Raw genomic sequence first — 16,533 nt, forward strand, 5'->3', positions numbered from 1 at the left:
CAGCTCGACGTGGCGGTCCGAGACAGGACGTCAAGCAGTTGGATCCTCGGTACCGCTGCGAGCCACAGCGCCCGTGATCAGGCCCTCGGGAGGCCTTGATGTCGCGGGCGTGGTGGTGGCTGTGGAGGCGGACCTCCCTCGGGGACACCGGCCGCGTGGACCGGGTGTCGAGGGGAACGGCTCGCGGGCCGTGCGAGCTGGCCCACGAACCGCACTTCGACTCCCAGCTCCACAACCTCCCGGCCTCCACTCGTAGGCGGCACGCGCGCCACAGATGGCGGTGGGTCGGGCCCTGCTCTGCGGGGCCCCCGGCATCTCCGGAGGTGGCATGTCGGGTGGCGTTCGTGGTCGCGCGGCGGGATGGAGGACCCGCGCGGTGGACAGGTGCGGGTGCCGGTACAGGCGTCGGAGGCGGGGACAGCGCGGCACCTCACCTCCCGCGCGGGTGGTCCCCACCGGCACGTGCCTGGTCAGCGGTAGTTGTCGAACCGATCCGCGGCCTTGGGCTGTCTATGGTGATCACTGAGACTCGCTTCTGAGCTGCGAGTTCGCGGTTGGGTGCTGGTGGTCGACGACGGTCGAGCTTGGCCGATTTGCGGACTTTCTGCGGACTCTGCGGACTGGGTGCGGACTGAGACGGCGTGATTCGCGGCTCCATCCGAGCCGTCTTGGGCGGCGACGAGACCGCTCCGCAGCCGGCTGAGGATGCTGGCTGCAGCGGGTCGCCGGAAGGGCGCTTCGCGTCCCTCCGGGATCGGCCTGCGGCCCACCCTTCCCCCGGCCCGCTACAGCCGGAGGAGGGCCGGTTGTGGGAAGCGGCCTGGAGTGTGGAGGAGCTCATGCCCGTGACCGGCCCGTCCGTCGGCGCGTCTCCCGACACTGCAGGTCGACGACTTCGACGCCGCTCCGGGAGGAGGAAGCGCGCTGGCTCGTGAGAAGACGTTGTCGAGAGGCTTGCGTCTACCGCGCTGCCCCCATGGCGGCGTCGGTGGCCTGACGGATTGCCTCGTAGCAGTTGCAGGCGTGGGACTGCAGGCGCGGGCGGTCGGTGATGGTGATGGTGCCGCGGATGTAGACGATGCAGTCATCCTCGGCCAGGGACTGCGCGACCTCGCTGACCGAGGTGCGGCGCACGGCGAGCATCTGGGCGAGGAAGTGTTGGGTGAGGTCGAAGCTGGGGCTGTCCATGCGGTCGGCGGTCATCAGCAGCCACCGCGCGGCGCGCTGGCGCACGGTGTGCACGCGGTTGCAGGCGGCGTTGCGGGCCACCTGGGTGAACATCGCCTGCGCCGAGCGGGCGAGCTGGGCGGTCAACGGGCCGTCGGCGTCGGCGAGGTGCTCCCGGAGGTCCTCGACGCTCATGGCCAGCGCCCGGCCGGGCACCTGGACCAGGGCACGTTCAGTGGGGGCGACGGCACCGAGGTACACCGAGATGCCGACCATGCCCTCCCGGCCGATGGTGGCGATCTCCACGACCTGATCGGCGCCGAGGTCGGCGAGGACGGAGACGACCCCGACGAGGGGGAAGTACACGACCTGGATCGGCTTGCCCGGCTCGTGCAGCACCTGTCCCAGGGACAGCAGCGTCTCGTGCAGGTCGGGCAGCAGCGGGGCGAGGGCCGGCTCGTCGAGGCCGGCCAGCACGGTGTTGCCGCGTGCGGTACTCGGGTCGATCGCCACGAGGGGATTCCTCCATGCTGCGCTACCGGTGCCGCGACCTGCGGCGGGGATGGTGATCCCTCGTCCACGGTGCGTGCGCTCGGGCGGAGGCTGCTCCTGGCTGCGGAGCAACCCCATGGTGACAGGCGGGACAAGCCCCGCCGGAGGGACGCGGCTCCCGTCCCGACTCCCGGCAATGTCGGGTACCGTGCAGACCATCCACTGGGCACGCCCGGCGACCGGCCAGTGGGCCTCGTAGTGCAGGGGATCGGCCCTGTTCACCTCAGCCACGGGTGATGGCCCCGCCAGGTCATGACGGTGGTGGACCGACGTCCGGCCGGGAGGGGGACGAGGCTCGTGACCGGTTCCGCGGACGGCCTAAGTGCGTCGGGCACTCGTGATGCGCTGGACGAGCTCGCTCGTCTGCTGCTCGCCGTGGAGAACACGCAGTCGGTGCTGCAGCGTGTCGTTGATCTGGCGCGGCAGGTGGTGCCGGCGCGCGCGGAGGTCTCGATCACGGTGGTGCGCGACGAGCGGGCCACCACTGCGGCCTTCACCGGGGACATGGCTCGACACCTCGATGAGACGCAGTACGGGCAGGGCTACGGGCCTTGTGTTGAGGCAGCCCTCGGCGGGCAGTTGATCGAGGTCACCGACGGGCGCACCGAGAGCCGGTGGCCGGAGTACATACCAATCTTCCTCGAGTTCGGTGCGTTGAGTTCGCTGGCGGTGCCGGTGCCCGCCGCGCAGCTGGCGGCGGGGTTGAACGTGTACGCGCCGGTGGCCGGTGCCTTCACCGACGAGCACCGCTACGCCGTGGCGCAGCTCGCCGCCTACGCTGCGGTGGCGCTCGCGAACCTGGAAGCCCTGCAGGACGCCCGCGATCAGGCGGCGAACCTGCGGGCGGCGATGGAGTCCCGGGCGGCGATCGAGCAGGCCAAGGGCATCCTCATCGAGCGGTTCAAGGTGACCCCCGACCAGGCCTTTCGGCTGCTGACCGCCGTCTCGATGAACACCAACCGCAAGGTGCGTGACCTGGCCGAGCAGCTGGTGCTCACCGGCGAGCTGACCCCCTGAGTCGGGTGCGCCTGAGCACCGGCCCCTGGCGAGCATCGCCACCACCGCCCATCACAAGACGTCCACGACAAGCTCAGGCACCGCCGGACGGGAACACCGATGACCGACCCCACCACGCCCGCCGAGGACCCGACGCCGGCCCGATCCGATGAGCGGAGTTCCGCGCCGCCGGTGGGCCTGGCCTGGGCACTGAGCCAGATGAGCGGACTCCTGCTGTCCCGGGAAACGGTGGAGACCGCGCTCGAGTTGGTCACCTCGCTGGCCGTGACCGCCACGGCCGGCACGCTAGGCGCCGCGGTCACCGTCGTCGACGAGCACGGCAAACGCTCCCGCGCCGCCTCCAACTCCGCCGCCGAGCAGGCCGACACCCTGCAGTACGAGTTCGACGAAGGCCCGTGCCTGACCGCCTGGCGCACCCGGGAGCCGGTGCGCATCGACGACACCACCACCGACGCCCGCTGGCCCCGGTGGAACGAGGCGGCCAGCCGGCTGGGCGTGCGCTCGGTGCTCAGCGCACCCCTCCTGGTGGGCGACGAGTCCATCGGTGCCATGAAGGTGTACTGCGAGCGCCCGATGAACTACGGCCCCCACGACGAGCACGTCATGCGCCTGCTCGCTGCGCAGGCCGCGATCCTGCTGGCCAACACTCAAAGCCTGGCCGAGGCCCGCCGGCTCAGCCGGCAGCTCACCGACGCGCTCGCCAGCCGGGACGCCATCGCCCAGGCCACCGGCGTGCTCCTGGCCCGGGGCGCGGCCAGCCGGCAGGACGCCTTCGCCACCCTCGCCGCCACCGCCCGCCGGACCGACCGCTCCGTCGAGGACGTGGCCCGCGCCCTGCTCGCCGCGGTGACCACGCGCAACAGCGGCTCCGCCGCCCCCTGAGCAGCCCGCCACCATGACCACCGATGAGCGCTACCGACGGATGGACGCCGCGCGGCTGCGCGCCCAGCTGACCGTCCAGGACCTGTGGCTGCGCTACCTCGCGCTCGGCGGCACCGGTGACGCCTTCGACCTCGACGGCTACCTGCAGGGCCTGGTGCCCCTGGACACCATCGAGCAGGACGTCCTCGCCCAGGCCCTCAACGAGGCACTCAGGGACCTCTACCAGAGCCACCTCATCCCGCTGTCCACACCAGCGGCGGTGGACGGCTGGGATGACGACCGTCTCCGCGGACTCATGGCACGGCTCCTCGACGACCAGTCGCCAGCACGCCACCAGGCCTCGGTCGTCACCGCCGCCGGCAGCGGTGACGACCGTGCCGACGGGAGTGTCCCGGTTCGGCCCGTCGCAGCCGGTCCTCGCCGGCAGGCTCGTGCCCTGGGCGGAGGGGACCAACAGCGACCGCCCGACAGGTCGTGGCTGGCCTCCTTGCCCGCCTTCGGCGCCGCCTCGACGCCGCGCTCAGCCGGTGACGCGCTGGGCTCGCTGCTGCGCGCCTCGCATCTCATGGCGCCCGATCAGCTGGCCTCGGTCGCCGCCGAGCACGCCCGCCGATTCGGCGCACAGGAGCTGGTCATCTACCTCGTCGACTACGGGCAGTCGACGTTGCACCCGCTGCCCGGCCACGGCGCCCCGGCGCGAGACCTGCTGAACGTGGACGGGTCGGCGGCGGGCAGGGCCTTCCGCCGAGTCGAGGTCATCGACACCGCCGCCGCTGACGGTCTGCGGCGGATGTGGCTACCACTGCTGGACGGCGTGGAGCGGCTGGGGGTCGTCGAGATCGTCGCCACCGAGGACGCCGCCGGCCTGGACGATGCCGCACGGGCGTTCGTCTCCCTGCTGGCCGAGCTCGTCGTGGCCAACGACCTGTACAGCGACGTCTTCGCTCGTACCCGCCGCCGCCGCCCGCTGAGCCTGTCCGCGGAGATCCAGTGGCAGCTGCTGCCGCCGCTGACCTTCGCCTCCGACCACGTCGTGATCGCCGGCCTGCTCGAGCCGGCGTATGAGATCGGCGGGGACACCTTCGACTACGCCGTCAACGGCTCCACCGCCGACCTGATGGTCCTCGACGCGGTCGGTCACGGGCTGCCCGCCGCGGTGTTGGCCAGCGTGGCGATCGGCGCCTACCGGCATGCCCGTCGCGAGGTCGGCGACCTGCCGGCCATCACCGCGGCGGTCAACACCGCGGTCGCCGGACAGTTTCCGGACAGCGCCTTCGCCACCGCCGTCCTCGCCCGCCTCGACGTGGACACCGGTCTGCTGCGCTGGGTCAACGCCGGGCACCCCGCGCCGCTGATCGTCCGCGGCGGCGCGCTCATCCCCACGCCAGGCTGCCGACCTCACCCGCCCCTGGGGCTGCAGGAGGGCCCGGTGCAGGTCTGTTCGGCCCAGCTGCACGCCGGGGACCGCGTGTTGCTCTACACCGACGGCATCGTCGAGGCCCGCTCCCCGGCCGGGGAGTTCTTCGGCGAACGCCGGCTGGCCGACTTCATCATCCGCGCCGACGCCGCCGGCGACTCAGCCCCGGAAACCCTGCGCCGGCTGATCCGGCACGTGCTCGACCACCAGGCCGACCATCTGCAGGACGACGCGAGCATCGTCGTCGTCGAGTGGCGTACCGGCGACGAGCAGCAACTGGAGCCTTGACGTACCGGCTGGGCGCGGGCGGGGACCTCCAACGACTTCCAGCCGCCCGGCGCACGGAAGGGCACGACCACCGCCGCCGGACTCGGCAACTCCAAGGGGCGGAGCAGAAGTTCGGTGCCCACTGCGTGTCCCTGAACGTCGCGGCAGGGCCCCGGCGCTGCTGTGCCGGATGAGCCCCGCCCACCAATCACCGGGGCCGGCTGCCACCGCGAACCGCGGCATCCGGTGTCGCCTCGAGGCCGCGGCAGTGCCGCTGGCGCATCCGCTGGTGGCGCGGAAGACCGGACATCGATCGACGCCCGGACATGCTTACGGTCCCGCTCGAGGACCCAGCCGTACTCCGCGCCGAGCTTGGCGACGGGGTACAGGCCCAGACCACCGTCGGCCGCATCGCGGCCGACAGCCGGCGTCGGTGGGCGGTCGACCGCCGCGTCGGTGACCTCGAACAACCAGCCGATCCCCCAGGTCGCGACGCTCACCCGCACCGGCGGCCTGCTCGGGCACCCACACCGGGCCGTGCCGCCGTGCCGCAGCCCGTTCGACGTGAGCTCCTCGAAGATCAACATCAGCCGCTCGACGTCGTCGGCATCGGCGCCGGCGGGACGACCACCATCGAGCAGCGCGCCGCACAACCGGACCCGCAGGGCGCTCGCCTCGGCCGCGGTCGCCGGTTCACCGTTCCACCGCGCGGCCACGTCGGGGCCCCGCTGCGGTGGCGGCCTGCGGGTCCGGAGCGGCCCGTCCGTCGACTCGGTCAGCGGTTCAGGAAGAGGGAGGCGATGAGCGGTGGCGTCGCTCGCGAGGCGGCCGGACGGCACGTACCGACCGCGGTACCGGGACGAGCACGGCAAGGAACACGCCCGCCACTTCAAGCGCAAGGTCGATGCGCAGCGGTGGCTCGATGAGGTCACTGCGGCGATGGTCACCGGCGACTACGTCGATCCCGCCGCGGGGAGGATCACCTTCAGGGCCTGGTTCACGGAGTGGTCGGGCCGGCAGGTGTGGGAGCGCGGCACGATGCTCGCGGCTCGGCAGGCGGCCGACTCAGTGACGTTCGCTGACGTGCCCATGCGTCAGATCCGTCCCTCGCACGTCCAGCAGTGGGTCAAGGCCATGTCCCAGCCCGCCGGCGGCCGGCGATCCGGGCTCGCTCCCAGCACAATCCGTACTCGGTACAACTACGTCCACATGGCCATGCGGGCCGCTGTCGTCGACCGAATCATCAAGGCCGATCCGTCTGCCGGCGTGCCGCTCCCGAGGGCACGCAAGGCCGCAGCGGCCATGACGATCCCCGCCGTCGAGGAGGTCGGGCGAGCGCTCGATGTCGCCCCGACCTGGTTCCGGCCGTTCATCGCCGTGTGCGCCGTCGCCGGGCTGCGGCTGGGGGAGGCGGCCGGACTGCGCCTGGAGGACGTCGACTTCCTGCGTCGAACGATCTCCGTCCGCCACCAGCTGCAGGGTGAGACCAGCTCGACGACCGAGCTCGTGGCGCCTGAGTTCGGGTCCGAGCGGGTCGTCCACGCCCCCGCCGAGCTGATCGCCGTCCTCGCCGAGCACGTGCGGCGCCCAGTTCTCCCACAGAGTCACTGGCTGTTCTCCAACGGCGGGCTACCGCTGAACCGGAACTCCGCGGGCCACCAGTGGCGGCAGGTCCGCAAAGCCGCCGGACTCGACGGGTACACGCTGCACGACCTGAGGCACTTCTACGCCAGCGGACTCATCGCGTCGGGCTGCGATGTGGTGACCGTGCAGCGGGCGCTCGGGCACTCCTCGGCGACGATCACGCTCGGCGTCTACTCCCACCTGTGGCCCACGGCCGAGGACCGCACGCGCGCCGCAGCCGGCGACTTGATGGCCGCGGCGCTGGGCGCACGTGCGGACTCCCTGCGGACCGAGACGCTGTGACGACGCGCTGACCTGCGTGGACAAGCCAGTTCAGCGATAGTTGTCGAACTGCAGGGCGACGTCGAGGTCCTTGCCGCGCAGCAGCTGCTGGACCGTCTGCAGGTCGTCGCGCTTCTTGCCGCTGACCCGCAGCTGGTCGCCCTGGATCTGCGCCTGCACGCCCTTGGGGCCCTCGTCGCGGATGATCTTCGCGATCTTCTTGGCGGTGTCGGACTCGATGCCCTGCTTGATGCGCGCGGAGATCTTGTAGGTGCGGCCCGAGGACTGCGGCTCGTCCGCGTCCAGCGACTTCAGCGAGATCCCCCGCTTGACGAGCTTCTCCTTGAAGACGTCGAGCGCGGCGACCACCCGCTCCTCGGTGTCGGCGGTGAGCGTGACGCCCTCCTCGCCGGCCCACGCGATGGCGGCGTTCGTGCCGCGGAAGTCGAAGCGCTGGGACAGCTCCTTGCCCGCCTGGTTGAGCGCGTTGTCGACCTCCTGGCGGTCGACCTTGCTCACGACGTCGAAGGACGCGTCGGCCATCTCTGCTCCTCTCCTCGCGCGGGGAACCCCGCGGTGGGACCCGTCGGGCCGTCGTCGGCCCGTCTTGTACGCTCTCCCCCGTGGGACCACGGCGGGTTGCCCGAGTGGCCAATGGGAGCGGACTGTAAATCCGTCGGCTTAGCCTACGAAGGTTCGAATCCTTCACCCGCCACCCCCGTGCAGCGGCCCCCGACCGGCAGGTCGGGGGCCGCTGTCGCGTCCGGAGGCCGTCAGGACAGCGTCGGTGCCCGCGCGCTGGCGACGGCGGTGACCTCCAGCGGCCGGCCGGCGAGGAACAGCCAGCCGAACGCGATCTCGACCGAGCGCGAGCAGCGCACGGTGACCTCCGCGCCGTCGGTCTCTGCCGACCAGGCGCCCAGCGCCGTGCCGCCGTCGGCCAGGTGGTCGGCGATCGCGGTCCGCGCGGTCTCGCCGGTCAGCGGCAGCGCGTCGCCGACCCCGGTCGCGTAGACGCGTCCCTCGTCGGTGCTGTTGGCCCCGGCGAGGGCGGCGCCGTCGCAGACCGCCTGCACGTCCTGGTGCTCGAGGAAGGCGTCGGACGCCGCGATGGCGCCCAGCGCCATGAAGGCCGCGACCAGCCAGCAGACGAGCACGAACGGCAGGGCAGAGCCCCGCTCCCGGCCGTCGTCGGCCGCACCCCGTCCTGCTGACACGGCGCGGAGCGTAGGGCCGGTGGGCGCGGGCCGGACCCGCCGTCCCCAGGTCGTCCATCCCGCGTGCCCCACGGGTCACCCGACTCGGTGACCTTCAGGTGATCAAATGACACGGTGAGTGACGACTTCACGGGGCGTCACTCCCTCGTGATCGTCCGTGCTTGCCACTCCCGGGGGAAGGGCAGCAAATTCCCGGGCGCGGTCCGTATCCGAACGACGCTCTGCCCCCGCGCCCTGGGTGACTGCCGCACTGTCGAGCAGTACTTCGTGCCTGAGGAGGCGTCATGAGTGAGCGCAGCGCAATGTGGACCAGGGGAGCCAAGTGGGCCCGGGGAGCCAAGTGGGCTCGAGGAGCCAAGTGGGCCTGACGCGGCCGCGGGGGCGGTTCCCCCGTCGCGTCTGACCTCTGACCCCGGGGCGGCCGGTCGCGGACCGGCTGCCTCGATCGGGTCGGATCCGTTCTGTGGGTGGGCGGGCGCTGTTAGCCTCGGCGCCGCATCTCCCCTCCTCACAGATCGAGTGGCCTTGACCAGTCGCGCGCGCACCTCGACCCGTCGGGCGGGTGCGCCGGTACCGCTCGGGCTGATCGCCGCTGCCGGCGTCGTACTGGCGACCGCCGCGGCCGTCCTGGTCTTCCCAGGAGTGCCCACCGAGTTCCGGTTGGTGCCCTTCCTCGTCGTGACGGCCGCCTTCTTCGTCACCGACATGGTCTCCCTCCACGTCGAGTTCCGGCGGCAGACGTGGGCGTGGTCGGTGAGCGAGCTGGCTCTGACGATCGCTCTCATCGAGGTGGGCGGGATCTGGGCCGCGGCGGCCCGCGTCATCGGGCTCGGCATGAGCATGGCCTGGCAGCACTACGCCTGGGCGAAGGCCGTCTACAACCTGTCGGTCGCCGTCATCGAGGTGGCGACTGCCTCTGCGGTGCTCGACCTGCTGTCGTTCGGGGCGTTGAGCGATCCGGTCAGTTGGCTGATCCTGCTCGTCGCGGTCCTGGTCGCCGATCTGATCGGTGCTCCTCTCGTCGTCGCCGCGATCAGGTTGAGCGGTGGGAACCCCGGTCGCGGGCTGTGGAAGGAGTTGCTGCTCCCGATCGGCGTCGTCGCCCCCTTCGCCGTCTCGGTGGGTCTGGTCGCGATCCTGCTGAACGCGCAGACCGGTTGGGCGGCGGTGCTGATCGCACCGGCCGCCGCAGCCGTGATCCTCCTGTTCCGCCGCTTCGCCCGTGTGTCGCGGCAGGGACAGAGCCTCGAGCGCATCTACGACTTCGCCCGGCGGATCGAGGCCGTCCAGCCCGACCGGGACGGGCCCCACGAGATCGCGCTCGCGGTCAAGGAGCTGCTCAACGCCGACAAGGTCGCGCTCTGGCTGCCGCCCTACCTCGACGAGGCGCCGCGCCTGGTCGTCGTCGGGGACGGGGGGACGGCGTACTACGAGGGGCCCGGTGACCCCGACGACGTCCTGCGCCGCCGCGCGCTGCAGCCCGGTGCCGGCGGTCCGTTGCTGATCACCGCCGGGCGCGCGGACGCCGCCGAGGCGGCCGCCCTCGCCCGCCGTGGCGCCGAGGAGGTCCTCGGTGCGCCGGTCGCCACGGCCGCGGGTGAGCCCGGGTACCTCGAGGTGTGCGACCGGCGCAGCGACGTCGTCTCGTTCTCCGAGGGTGACCGCTCCGCGCTGGACTCCATGCTCACGCACGTCAACGCGGCCATCCGCCAGCAGCAGCTGCTGACCCAGATCCGCTACGACGCCGACCACGACCGGCTCACCGGCCTGCCCAACCGGCAGCGCCTGGCCGCCGAGATCGACCAGCTGCTCACCGCCGACCCGGTCGGCGCCCGGGCCGGCCTGGTGCTGGCCGCGCTGGACAACCACACCGAGATCGTCGACACCCTCGGCCACGCCGCCGCCGACGAGCTCCTGCTGGTCACCGCGGGCCTGCTGCGCGAGCACGCGCCGCCCGACGCCCTGGTCGCCCGCATGGAGGGCGAGCAGTTCGCCGTCCTGCTGCCCGGGCTGTCCCTGGCGGCGGCCGAGCGGGCCGCCCGCCGGCTGCGCGAGGCCACCTCCACCCGCGCCCGCGTGGCGGGGTTGGACCTGGAGGTCACGCTGACCATCGGCGTCGCCGCGGCGCCCGTGCACGGCACCGACTCGGGCACGCTCATGCAGCGGGCCGACGTCGCGCTGCTGGCCGCCTCCGACAGCGGCGGCGGCCGCGTGGCCAGCTACCACCAGGTGCTCGACCAGCAGAGCCTGCGCCGCCTGCAGCTGGGCACCGAGCTCGAGCTGGCCATGGCCGACGGGCAGATCAGCGTGGTCTTCCAGCCGATCATCGACGCCCGGACCTCCGACATCGTGTCGGTGGAGACGCTGGTCCGCTGGGCGCACCCGCGCTTCGGCGCGATCCCGCCGGACGACTTCATCCACCTCGCCGAGCAGATCGGCCGGATCGGCCTGCTGACCGACCGCGTCCTCGACCTGGCGCTGGCGCGCTGCCGCCGCTGGCTGGACCAGGACATCGCCCTGTCGGTCGCGGTCAACCTCTCCGCCCGGTGCCTCACCGAGCCCGACCTCGTCGATCGAATGCAGCGCGCGCTGCGCCGCCACGGCGTCCCCGGCGAGCTGCTCATCCTCGAGCTGACCGAGGGCAGCGTCGTCGACGACTCGGTGCGGTCGAGCAACGTCCTGGCCGAGCTGCACGCCCTGGGCCTGCGGCTGTCCATGGACGACTTCGGCACCGGCTACTCGTCGCTGTCCCAGCTCAGGCAGCTGCCGATCGACGAGGTGAAGATCGACAAGTCCTTCGTGCTCGGGATGTCGACCAGCCAGGGGGAGTCGTTCATCGCCCGCTCGATCATCGAGCTGGCGCACAACCTGGGCCTGCGGGTCGTGGCCGAGGGCGTCGAGGACGAGCTGACGCGCAAGCTGCTCACCGAGATGGGCTGCGACAAACTCCAGGGCTTCCTGGTCAGCCGGCCGCTGCCCGACGAGCGCCTGGAGAGCTGGCTGCTCGCCCGCACCGGCGTCCGGTCCGCCGCTCCGGGCGCCCAGCACCGCAGGCTGTTCGTCCGCACCTGAGCACGGCCCCGTCCGGAGGCTCGCCCCGAGCGAGCGAGGGGTGAGAGGGACGGGGTCCTTCGACTGCCCCCACCGCTCGCACGCACGCGGCGGGCCCCTGCAGGGCGGCCCAAGGGCGTCGGGTATAGTCCTCGACGGCTCTTCGAGCACGCCCCTTTAGCTCAGTCGGCAGAGCGTCTCCATGGTAAGGAGAAGGTCTACGGTTCGATTCCGTAAAGGGGCTCCGACCAGCCGGTCCTGTCGTGAGACCGGGCCGCGCGGTCACCCGGCGGTGTAGCTCAGCCTGGTAGAGCAAGCGGCTCATAATCGCTGTGTCACCGGTTCAAGTCCGGTCACCGCTACTCCAGACGGACCCCGGTCGCCCGGGGTCCGTCGCCGTGTCGGCGCCCGCCGCCACGGATGCCCGGCCCGCAGCGGGCCGGTCCCGACAAGGCGAGGAGTGCCTCCGTGGCAGCCACCGACGTCCGTCCGAAGATCACCCTGGCCTGCCAGGAGTGCAAGAACCGCAACTACATCACCCGCAAGAACCGTCGGAACGACCCCGACCGGCTCGAGCTGAAGAAGTACTGCCCCACGGACAAGCGGCACACGGTCCACCGCGAGACCCGCTGACGCCGGTCGCCGAGGGACGAGGGAGGGCGGGAGTGGCGCTGGACGCAGGACTGGTCGGGCGCAGCTACCCGCCCTCCGCCGTCTACGAGGTCGGCCGCGCGAAGATCGCCGAGTTCGCCGCCGCCGTCGGCGCGGGCGACCCGGTGCACACCGACCCCGAGGCGGCCCGTGCGCTGGGCCACCCGGACGTCGTCGCGCCGCCCACCTTCGCCATCGTGGTCACCCTCGGCGCGGCCGACGTCGTGCTGGCCGACCCCGACGTGGCACTGGACTACAGCCGCGTCGTGCACGGCGAGCAGCGCTTCACGCACCACCGCCCGATCCGGGCCGGTGACCGGCTGGTGAGCACCACGACGATCGAGGCGGTGCGCAGCGTGGCCGGCAACGACCTGCTCACCACGCGGGTCGACGTCGCCACCGAGGACGGCGAGGCCGTCTGCACCGCGACGTCGATGCTCGTGGCCCGGGGGACGGCGTGAGCGCCCGGCTGCAGGCGGCCGACGTCGCCGTCGGCGCCGAGCTGCCCGAGCAGACGCACCGGGTGACCCGCGCCGACCTCGTCCGCTACGCCGGCGCGTCGGGGGACCTCAACCCCATCCACTGGAGCGACCGGGTGGCCACCGGTGTCGGCCTGCCCGGCGTCATCGCCCACGGCATGCTCACCATGGGCCTGACCGTCCGGGCGGTCACCGACTGGGCCGGCGACCCCGGCGCGGTCGTCGAGTACCAGGTCCGCTTCGGCCGGCCGGTCGTCGTCCCCGACGACGACACCGGCGCCGAGGTCACCGTCCGCGGCAAGGTCGGGCAGGTCCTCGACGGCGGCCGGGTCCGCGTCGACCTCACGGTCACCAGCGGAGGGGAGAAGGTCCTCTCGCTGGCCCGCGCCACCGTCGCACTGGCATGACCCCGCGGCGGGCACTGCCGGCCGCGGCCGCGCTGCTCCTGCTGGCCGGCTGCACGTCCTTCGCCGAGACCCTCGCCGCGGAGCGCGGCACCGCCGGTCAGGGCACCGCCGACCAGGGCACCGCCGCCCCGTCGTCCCCCGCTCCCGGCGGGCGGGCGAGCTGTCCCGCCGAGCGGGCCGGGCCCGACCCCGACCGCCCCGTCGTCGACCTGGAGTTCCGGCTCTCCGACGACCTGCGCACGGTCACCGGCACCGAGACCGTCGTCTTCACCCCGGACCTCGTCACCGACGAGCTGGTCTTCCGGCTGGTGCCCAACGGCCCCGGTGCGGCCGGGCTGGGCAACCGGATCACCGTCGACGACACCCGCGGCGACGACGTCGACCGGGCCGGGTACGAGGACGCCGGCGCGGAGGCGCCCGGCGGCCTCTTCGTGCTGCAGCTCGACGGCGAGCTCGAGCCGGGGGAGTCCACCGAGGTCGAGCTGGACTTCACCGTCTCCCTCGGCGAGGGCGGCTTCGAGCGGCTCGGCGCGGTCGAGGGCGTCTCCTGGTGGGCCAGCGGCTTCCCGCTGCTGGCGTGGGAGCCCGGCGTCGGCTGGGCGCGCGACCCGTTCGTCGAGATCCTCGGCGAGACCGCGACCAGCCCGGTCGCCGACACCACGGTCAGCGTCTCGGCACCCGAGGAGCTGACCGTGCTGATGACCGGCGACCAGGACGAGCCCTCCGCCGCCGACGACGGCCGGCGCACCTGGACCGCGCGCGAGCCGGTCGCCCGCGACGTCAGCGTCGCCGCCGGGCGGTTCCGCACCGCCACCCTCACCACGGACGGCGGGGTGGAGATCACCACCGGGGTGCTGCCGGACGCCGGGGTGGGGCCCGGCGAGCTCGCCGACCAGGCCGCCGAGGAGGTCACCGCGCTGGCCGAGCGCTTCGGCGCCTTCCCGTACGACACCCTCACCGTGCCGCTGCTCCCCGACGCGGGCGGCGGCATCGAGTACCCGAGCTCGATCCTGCTGGCCGGCGTCAGCCGGGTGGTCCTCGAGCACGAGGTCGCGCACATGTGGTTCTACGGGATGGTCGGCGACTCCCAGTTCCGCGACCCGTGGCTGGACGAGGCCCTGGCCACCTACGCCGAGTCCTCGGTCGGCGAGCGGGGATCGCCGGCGCAGCCGGACCGGGCGCTGGCCGTCCCGGGCGACGTCGGCGCGGCGATGGACGAGTTCGAGGACACCGGCACCTACCTCGACGTCGTCTACGGCAAGGGCGGCGCCGCCCTGCTGGCCGCCCGCGAGGCCGCCGGCGCGGAGGCCTTCGACGCGGCGCTGCGCTGCTACGCGCAGGCCAACGCCTGGACGATCGCCACGCCCGACGACCTCGCCGCCGCGCTGGCCGACCTCCCGGCCGCCCTCGACGTGCTGGTGCGCGCCGGTGCCCTCGACGCGGACGACCTCCCCGAGTAGTCGCGGCCCCCCTGCAGGGTCCCGCCGCGAGCCTGCGAGCGGTCGGGGCAGGGGGTCCTCACCCCAGCAGGCGCTGCATCCGGCTGACGCCCTCGACCAGGTCGTCGTCGCCGAGCGCGTAGGACATCCGCAGGTACCCCGGGGTGCCGAAGGCCTCACCCGGGACGACGGCGACCTCGGCCTCCTCGAGGACGATCTCGGCCAGCTCGACGCTGGACGACGCCGTCCGCCCGTTGATCGGCCGGCCGAGCAGGGCCTTCACCGACGGGTAGACGTAGAAGGCCCCCTGCGGCTCGGGGCAGGCGACGCCGGGGATCTCCCGCAGCATCGACACGATGGTCTTCCGCCGTCGGTCGAACGCCGTCCGCATCTCGTCCACCGCCGACAGGTCACCGGTCAGCGCGGCGACCGCGGCGGCCTGCGACACGTTGGCGACGTTCGAGGTGGCGTGCGACTGCAGGTTGGTGGCGGCCTTGACGACGTCGGCCGGACCGGCCATCCAGCCCACCCGCCAGCCGGTCATCGCGTAGGTCTTGGCGACGCCGTTGACGACGACGCAGCGGTCGGTCAGCTCGGGGACGACGACCGGCATCGACGGCGCAGTGGCCCCGCCGTAGGTGAGGTGCTCGTAGATCTCGTCGGTGAGCACCCACAGCCCGGTCTCGAGCGCCCACCGGCCGATGGCCTCCACCTGGTCGGGCGGGTAGACCGCGCCGGTCGGGTTGGACGGCGACACGAACAGCAGCACCTTGGTGCGCTCGGTGCGGGCGGCCTCGAGCTGGGCCACCGAGACGAGGTAGCCGCTCTCCTCGTCGGCCACCACGGGCACCGGCACACCACCGGCCAGGGCGATGGCCTCGGGGTAGGTGGTCCAGTACGGCGCCGGCACGAGCACCTCGTCGCCGGGGTCGAGCATCGTGGCGAAGGCCTCGTAGACCGCCTGCTTGCCGCCGTTGGTCACCAGCACCTGGGCCGGGGTGAGCGCCAGGCCGGAGTCCCGGGCGGTCTTGGTGACGATCGCCTCCTTGAGCGCCGGCAGGCCCCCGGCCGGGGTGTAGCGGTGCATCGCCGGCTGGCTGCAGGCGGCGACGGCGGCCTCGACGACGTAGTCCGGCGTCGGGAAGTCCGGCTCGCCGGCACCGAAGCCGATGACCGGCTTGCCCGCCGCCTTGAGCGCCTTGGCCTTGGCGTCGACCGCGAGCGTCGCGGACTCGGTGATGGCGCCGATGCGCCGCGACACGCGGCGCTGGGCGGGGGAGGGGGCGGCGGACTCCGACGGGGAGGCGGCGGTCATGACCCCCATCATGTCGGAGGCGGTGCCGTCGGGGCTCCCCGCCGGCTCAGCCGCCCGTCCGGCGCAGCCGCACGTGGGTGACCGACGCCGACGGCGCCACCTCGACCGTCTCCCCCCGCCGCGGGGAAGGCCGTGCCGTCGAAGAGCCGCTCGCCCGCGCCCAGCAGCACCGGCACGACGGCGACGTGCACCTCAGCAAGGACCCCCTTGCCCCCACCGCTCGCGAGCCCGCGGTGGGCCCCTGCAAGGGGGCCGACGCCGGCGCCCCCGGCCGCCCGCTCCAGCGCCGCCTCGGGACCGTCGGTGACCAAGTGGGACGTCGTCCCGCCGGCCATCGGCAGCGGCGGCCGCGCCTGGTGGGTGAGGACGAAGACGTCGTGGCCGTACGGCGGTTCCTCGCCCCACCGGCCGCGCCACTCCGGCGCCGCCGACCAGGGGCCGCGGACGGGACCGGACACGTCGCGGCCCATGATCGTCGCGCCGATCCCCTCGGTGCCGCGCGCCGGGAACCGGTCGTCGGCGGCCGAGCGGTCCCCGGCGAACACCCACTCGTGCAGCCGTTCCCCACCCACGCCGAGCGGGTGCTCCTCGTCCTGGCCAGGCCCGGCCGCGAAGCCGTCCAGCGAGATCGACGGGGCGTGGACCGCCAGTCCGGTCACGGGTCCTCCTCGGACCGTCGTCGGGTCCTGCCAGGACAGACGGCCGGGGGAGCCGCACTCATCGCCCCGGGCCCCTCGCCCCGGACCCCTCGCACCGCACCCCTCGCA

14 protein-coding genes and 3 tRNA genes are annotated in these 16,533 nt (G+C 73.0%); 12 read left to right on the plus strand and 5 right to left on the minus strand.

Translation table 11 applies throughout. The features are described from left to right. Positions 1-960: 960 nt before the first annotated feature. Positions 961-1,680 carry a Crp/Fnr family transcriptional regulator gene (locus tag ABQ292_RS02045; protein WP_369202735.1) on the minus strand — a complete coding sequence of 240 codons (720 nt, stop codon included), beginning with the start codon at positions 1,678-1,680 and terminating at the stop codon, positions 961-963. Between the two features lie 336 nt (positions 1,681-2,016). Here ABQ292_RS02045 and ABQ292_RS02050 point away from each other — a divergent pair, with 336 nt between their 5' ends. The 4 genes from ABQ292_RS02050 to ABQ292_RS02065 all read left to right on the plus strand — a co-directional run bounded on the left by ABQ292_RS02050 (position 2,017) and on the right by ABQ292_RS02065 (position 7,228). Further along, positions 2,017-2,736, plus strand: coding sequence for an ANTAR domain-containing protein (locus ABQ292_RS02050; RefSeq protein WP_369202737.1), 720 nt, complete (start codon positions 2,017-2,019; stop codon positions 2,734-2,736). Positions 2,737-2,835: 99 nt separating this feature from the next. After that, the gene (locus ABQ292_RS02055) at positions 2,836-3,618 is read left to right on the plus strand and encodes a GAF and ANTAR domain-containing protein (RefSeq protein ID WP_369202739.1); all 783 of its coding nucleotides are present in this window, start codon (positions 2,836-2,838) and stop codon (positions 3,616-3,618) included. Positions 3,619-3,631: 13 nt separating this feature from the next. After that, positions 3,632-5,323 (plus strand): PP2C family protein-serine/threonine phosphatase, encoded by a 1,692-nt coding sequence (locus tag ABQ292_RS02060; RefSeq protein ID WP_369202741.1) that lies wholly within the window; start codon positions 3,632-3,634, stop codon positions 5,321-5,323. Positions 5,324-6,109: 786 nt separating this feature from the next. Then, positions 6,110-7,228, plus strand: a complete 1,119-nt coding sequence (locus ABQ292_RS02065) for a tyrosine-type recombinase/integrase (RefSeq protein WP_369202743.1) — start codon at positions 6,110-6,112, stop codon at positions 7,226-7,228. 30 nt (positions 7,229-7,258) lie between these two features. On the opposite strand, the gene ABQ292_RS02070 is transcribed toward ABQ292_RS02065, so the two are convergent. Further along, positions 7,259-7,750, minus strand: coding sequence for a YajQ family cyclic di-GMP-binding protein (locus tag ABQ292_RS02070; protein WP_369202745.1), 492 nt, complete (start codon positions 7,748-7,750; stop codon positions 7,259-7,261). A gap of 90 nt (positions 7,751-7,840) precedes the next feature. Between ABQ292_RS02070 and ABQ292_RS02075 the strand changes: the two genes are divergently transcribed. After that, positions 7,841-7,922 (plus strand) — tRNA-Tyr (locus ABQ292_RS02075). 58 nt (positions 7,923-7,980) lie between these two features. On the opposite strand, the gene ABQ292_RS02080 is transcribed toward ABQ292_RS02075, so the two are convergent. Next, a complete protein-coding gene (locus tag ABQ292_RS02080) occupies positions 7,981-8,424 on the minus strand; it encodes a pilus assembly protein TadG-related protein (RefSeq protein ID WP_369202747.1) in 444 nt (147 codons plus the stop codon). Between the two features lie 525 nt (positions 8,425-8,949). Between ABQ292_RS02080 and ABQ292_RS02085 the strand changes: the two genes are divergently transcribed. From ABQ292_RS02085 to ABQ292_RS02115, 7 genes are all read left to right on the plus strand, one after another. Next, positions 8,950-11,496, plus strand: coding sequence for a putative bifunctional diguanylate cyclase/phosphodiesterase (locus ABQ292_RS02085; protein ID WP_369202749.1), 2,547 nt, complete (start codon positions 8,950-8,952; stop codon positions 11,494-11,496). Between the two features lie 150 nt (positions 11,497-11,646). Next, positions 11,647-11,719, plus strand: a tRNA-Thr gene (locus ABQ292_RS02090). Between the two features lie 44 nt (positions 11,720-11,763). Then, positions 11,764-11,837 (plus strand) — tRNA-Met (locus tag ABQ292_RS02095). 106 nt (positions 11,838-11,943) lie between these two features. Beyond that, positions 11,944-12,108 (plus strand): 50S ribosomal protein L33, encoded by a 165-nt coding sequence (rpmG, locus tag ABQ292_RS02100; RefSeq protein WP_369202751.1) that lies wholly within the window; start codon positions 11,944-11,946, stop codon positions 12,106-12,108. 32 nt (positions 12,109-12,140) lie between these two features. Then, on the plus strand, positions 12,141-12,587 hold the full coding sequence (locus ABQ292_RS02105) for an FAS1-like dehydratase domain-containing protein (RefSeq protein ID WP_369202753.1): 447 nt from the start codon (positions 12,141-12,143) through the stop codon (positions 12,585-12,587). Next, the gene (locus ABQ292_RS02110) at positions 12,584-13,012 is read left to right on the plus strand and encodes a MaoC family dehydratase (protein WP_369202755.1); all 429 of its coding nucleotides are present in this window, start codon (positions 12,584-12,586) and stop codon (positions 13,010-13,012) included. The genes ABQ292_RS02105 and ABQ292_RS02110 overlap by 4 nt, the downstream gene beginning before the upstream one ends. Next, positions 13,009-14,472, plus strand: coding sequence for a M1 family aminopeptidase (locus ABQ292_RS02115; protein ID WP_369202757.1), 1,464 nt, complete (start codon positions 13,009-13,011; stop codon positions 14,470-14,472). Before ABQ292_RS02110 ends, ABQ292_RS02115 begins: the two co-directional genes overlap by 4 nt. A gap of 58 nt (positions 14,473-14,530) precedes the next feature. Here the strand turns inward: ABQ292_RS02115 and ABQ292_RS02120 are convergent, their stop codons facing one another. Both ABQ292_RS02120 and ABQ292_RS02125 read right to left on the minus strand, forming a co-directional pair. Further along, complete coding sequence (locus ABQ292_RS02120; RefSeq protein WP_369202759.1) at positions 14,531-15,766, minus strand: pyridoxal phosphate-dependent aminotransferase; 1,236 nt, start codon at positions 15,764-15,766, stop codon at positions 14,531-14,533. Positions 15,767-15,774: 8 nt separating this feature from the next. Next, positions 15,775-16,425 (minus strand): dihydrofolate reductase family protein, encoded by a 651-nt coding sequence (locus ABQ292_RS02125; RefSeq protein WP_369202761.1) that lies wholly within the window; start codon positions 16,423-16,425, stop codon positions 15,775-15,777. Positions 16,426-16,533 lie beyond the last annotated feature (108 nt).

The sequence above is a fragment of the Geodermatophilus maliterrae genome (assembly GCF_041018925.1).
GTDB lineage: Bacteria > Actinomycetota > Actinomycetes > Mycobacteriales > Geodermatophilaceae > Geodermatophilus > Geodermatophilus maliterrae.

Excerpts from the sequence above, each read along its gene's own strand:
- ABQ292_RS02055 (WP_369202739.1), top strand. The coding sequence starts at position 2,836 with ATGACCGACCCCACCACGCCCGCCGAGGACCCGACGCCGGCCCGATCC.
- ABQ292_RS02060 (WP_369202741.1), top strand. The coding sequence starts at position 3,632 with ATGACCACCGATGAGCGCTACCGACGGATGGACGCCGCGCGGCTGCGC.
- ABQ292_RS02070 (WP_369202745.1), bottom strand. The coding sequence starts at position 7,750 with ATGGCCGACGCGTCCTTCGACGTCGTGAGCAAGGTCGACCGCCAGGAG.
- ABQ292_RS02115 (WP_369202757.1), top strand. The coding sequence starts at position 13,009 with ATGACCCCGCGGCGGGCACTGCCGGCCGCGGCCGCGCTGCTCCTGCTG.
- ABQ292_RS02120 (WP_369202759.1), bottom strand. The coding sequence starts at position 15,766 with ATGACCGCCGCCTCCCCGTCGGAGTCCGCCGCCCCCTCCCCCGCCCAG.